The organism is Longimicrobium sp., assembly GCF_036554565.1.
In the GTDB taxonomy this organism is placed as follows: Bacteria; Gemmatimonadota; Gemmatimonadetes; order Longimicrobiales; family Longimicrobiaceae; genus Longimicrobium.
The window spans coordinates 1-3903 of sequence record NZ_DATBNB010000216.1; the positions used below are offsets into that span (position 1 = coordinate 1).

Below are 3903 nucleotides of genomic sequence, written 5' to 3' on the forward strand. Positions count from 1 at the left end.
CGTTCATCAGCTCCGTCAGTCGGGCCGTGGGCTCGGGAACGTTGCGGACGACGATGCGGTCCAGCGCGGGCCGTCCCTCGGGCGCGTCCTCGTTGGCCACCACCGTCACCTGCTGCCCTTTCTGCCAGGTGCCGAAGCGGAAGAGCCCGTTGCCCACCGGGTTGCTGCTGAAGGGGGCGTGGCGCAGCGCCTCGGGCGCGACGGATTCCAGCAGGTGCCTGGGAACCGGCACCACCTCCAGCAGCGCGTTCAGGGTGGACGGCCCCGTGCGGTTGAGCTTCACCTCCACCGTCATGCTGTCCGTGGCCCGAACGGTCTCCACCCCCGCCACGTCGGCCGTGCGGGGCGACGCTGTCTTGGGGTCCTTCTGCCGCTCGATGGTAAAGACGACGTCGTTCGCCGTCACCGGCCGCCCGTCGTGCCACTTGAGGCCGGGGCGCACCTTCAGCAGCACGGTGGCGCTGTCGGGCTGCTCCCACCCCTGCAGCAGGTCCGGCGTGTAGGTGACCAGCGTGCTGTCGCGCCGGCCCAGCGCGCGGAACATCAGGTGCACCAATTGATACGCGGTGTTGCTGTCGTAGGTCAGCGGGTTCAGGTCGTCGGGGTCGCCCTCGGCCAGCACGATCAGGCTGCCGCCGGGGGCGTGGCCCGTGAACGTCTTGAAGTTGGCCGCGGGGGCGTCCTCACCCGCCGGCCCCTGCGCCTTCTGGTCTCCCCCGCCGCCGCCGCACGCCGCCATGGCGAACGCCAGCATCACCGTCGTCAACGCGGCCGTCCGCCGCCCCCACGTGTGTCCCCGCATCTCGCCTCCCCATTGCTCGCGTGACCTCCGGCCCCTGCCGAAGCCGGCTGCTCCCCCTCGATCCCTTCCCCGATTCCTACTGCCGGTCGCCCCCGTCAGAACCGGTCGAACATCCACGGCTTGGGCACCGCCAGGGCCTGGTCCAGCCGCTGGATCACCGCGGGGCGGTCGATGGTGGCCAGGCCCCCGGCCACCGCCTGCCACGGGGCGATCGCGCCGATGAAGATGCGCGACAGCGTATCCACCGGCAGCCGCATGGTGGCGTCGATGTGCCCACCCGTGTACGGCTCCACCTCCATGCGGCGCCCGTCCAGGTGCACCCGCCAGGGCCCCCGGTTTTCCGGGATCTGCTCGTCGTCCACCTCCAGCACCAGCGTCATGTCGCAGTTCACCGCCAGCTGCCGCAGCGCGAGTGCGCCGGGCACGTCCAGCACCCGGAACATGGGCCCGCGGAGCAGGGTGGCGCTGGGAAACCACAGCCCCCAGCTCGGCGCGGAGAGCAGCGGCAGCCGCGGCTCGCTCAGCCGGTCGCCGAACCCTTCTTCCGGGTGGGCGCGGTACACCACCTCGCGCCACTGGTCGCCCAGGCTGGAAAGCCAGGCGTAGATGCCGCGCTGGGCCGGCAGCGACAGCCACACCCGCTCCTCCAGCTCGATGAAGCGCCGGTCGATGGGCAGGTCTGCCCGGTAGCGAACGATGGCGTAGCCCTCGGCCTCGCCGCTCTCGCCCCAGTACAGCACGGCCGCCAGGTCGTCGCGCTTCCAGCTCTGCCGCCAGTTGCGCTCCGTGCGGTCCAGCTGGCCGGTCTGCAGGCGCTGCGCGGCTTCGCGGTAGATGGCGCGCATGGCGGCCTCGTCGTCCTCGCCGTCCACCATCCGCACCCGCATGCGCTCCTGCTTGTCGTCCGGCAGCAGCGACGGCGGCACCTGGTACTGGTGGGCCTCGCCGGCCAGCCCGTATCCCAGGCCCTCGTAGAACGAGGCGCGGAACGGATACAGCACCGATCCCACGTCGCCGCGCTCGCGGGCGTGCTCGAAGCCCGCGATCAGCAGGCGCGTGGCCAGGCCCCGCTTGCGGTGCGTGGGGGCGATGGCCACCGAGCCCAGCCCCATCACCGGCATCGCCACCCCGCCGATCCACTGGCGCATCCACAGGAGCTGGCAGGCGCCCACCAGCCGGCCGCGCTCCTCGGCGGCCCACAGCGCCTCGATCCCGCCGTGCGGGCCGTTCAGAAGGAAGTCTTCCCACCACTCGTGGCCCCGGTCCGGCGCGGGAAAGCTGTGCGCCTCCAGCCGGGCCACGTCGTCGATTTCATCCGGGCGCGCCGGGCGGAACGTTTCGCTCACCCCTGTCCTCCCCCAACCTTCATCGATCCCCCGTCACGTTCTGCCGATGGCCCGCCTTTCGCAGCGTCGGGGCGGCCTGCCGACGCGCGGGAACATGCTCCCGCGCCGATGCGTGTACCGTGCCATCCGCCGCCGGTGGTGGACGGCCCTCTTTCGCGAACGGGATCCGAGATGCCACACCCCCTTTCACTTTCCCGCATCCCGGCGCTGCTCGTGGCGCTGGGCGTTTCCCTGGCCGGCTGCCAGCCCGCGGCCGCCGGCGGGCGGATCGGCGGCACCCCCGAGCCTCGTGCCCAGGTGGTGCCCGGGCTGGAGGTGCTGGTGCGCGACTCCATGCACCTGCTTGCCGGAAAGCGCGTAGGGCTGATCACCAACCAGAGCGCCGTCACGCGCGGGGGCGAGCACGCCGCCGACTTCCTGCGGCGCAGCGGGGTGAACCTGGTGGCGCTGTTCGGCCCCGAGCACGGCATCCGCGGCGACATGGAAGCCGGCGAAACGGTGACCGCCGGCCGCGACGCCCGGACCGGCGTTCCCGTCTTTTCCCTGTACGACCGCACGCAGCGCCCCACCGCCGAGGAACTGCAGGGGGTGGAGGTGCTGGTGTTCGACATCCAGGACATCGGCGCGCGGCCGTACACCTTCGTCTGGACGATGGCGATGGCCATGGAAGAGGCGGCCCGGCACCGGATTCCCTTCGTGGTGCTGGACCGCCCCAACCCCATCACCGACGTTTCCGAGGGCCCGGTGATGCACATGGACGTCAAGAACGTCACGCAGGTGATCACCGGCTACTATCCCACGCCGCTGCGCCACGGGATGACGGTGGGCGAGGTGGCGCGCTACTACAACGGCGACGCCAACCTGGGGGTCGATCTCCACGTGGTCCCGGCGGAGGGGTGGCGCCCCGACGCGTTCTTCGACCAGACGGGGCTTCCCTTCGTGCGGCCGAGCCCCAACATCCGCTCGGTGACGGCGGAGCTCATCTATTCCGGGCTGGTGCTGGCGGAGGCGACCAACGTGCACGCCGGGCGCGGGACGGACGAGCCCTTCCACTACTTCGGCGCGCCGTGGCTGGACGCGAACCGGCTGCTGCAGGCGGTGGCGCAGTACGACCTGCCGGGGGTGCGGCTGGTGCCGGAGGAGATCCGCCCCACGAAGGACCCTGCCGTCTACACCACCTATCGCGACACCGCGTTCACCTCGCTGCGCATCCAGGTGACGGACCGCCGCGCCTTTCAGCCCGTCTTCACCACGCTGGTGCTGCTGACGGAAGCCAAGCGGCAGAACCCGGAGCGCTTCCGCATCATGAACACGGGGTTCACGCAGATGATCGGCAGCACCTGGGCGCGCGCGGCCTTCGACCGCGGCGAAGACCCGCGGCTGATCCAGGCCCGCTGGCGAGAGGAACTGCAGGCGTGGGAGCAGAAGCGGGCGCGGTACCGGCTCTATCGATAGACGCGGTGACGCGGATACGACGATAGAAGAAGCGGGGGGACGGCGACCATGCCGTCCCCCCACCGTCTTTCCTGTCATCCCGAAGAAGCGGCCGCGGGGCGGTTGGACCTGACACCGCAGACCGCAGCGACTGGGGGATCACGTTTCACGCAGAGGTCGCAGAGGGAACGGAGAGGACGCAGAGAGTAAACGAATTTCTCTGCGTCCTCTCTGTCTTCTCTGCGTCCTCTGCGTGAAACAGGGGTAAAAGCCAGCGTGGTGCCCAGTAGCAGCGGGATGCACTCCACTGGCTGTTTCCTG

3 protein-coding genes are annotated in these 3903 nt (G+C 70.7%); 1 reads left to right on the top strand and 2 read right to left on the bottom strand.

The features are described 5' to 3' along the window. Positions 1–802: ABC transporter substrate-binding protein (locus VIB55_RS05775; RefSeq protein ID WP_331875715.1), on the bottom strand; the 802-nt coding region annotated here is incomplete at its 3' end. Positions 803–897: 95 nt separating this feature from the next. Beyond that, the gene (locus VIB55_RS05780) at positions 898–2148 is read right to left on the bottom strand and encodes a GNAT family N-acetyltransferase (protein WP_331875716.1); all 1251 of its coding nucleotides are present in this window, start codon (positions 2146–2148) and stop codon (positions 898–900) included. A gap of 171 nt (positions 2149–2319) precedes the next feature. Between VIB55_RS05780 and VIB55_RS05785 the strand changes: the two genes are divergently transcribed. Then, complete coding sequence (locus VIB55_RS05785) at positions 2320–3603, top strand: DUF1343 domain-containing protein (RefSeq protein WP_331875717.1); 1284 nt, start codon at positions 2320–2322, stop codon at positions 3601–3603. Positions 3604–3903 lie beyond the last annotated feature (300 nt).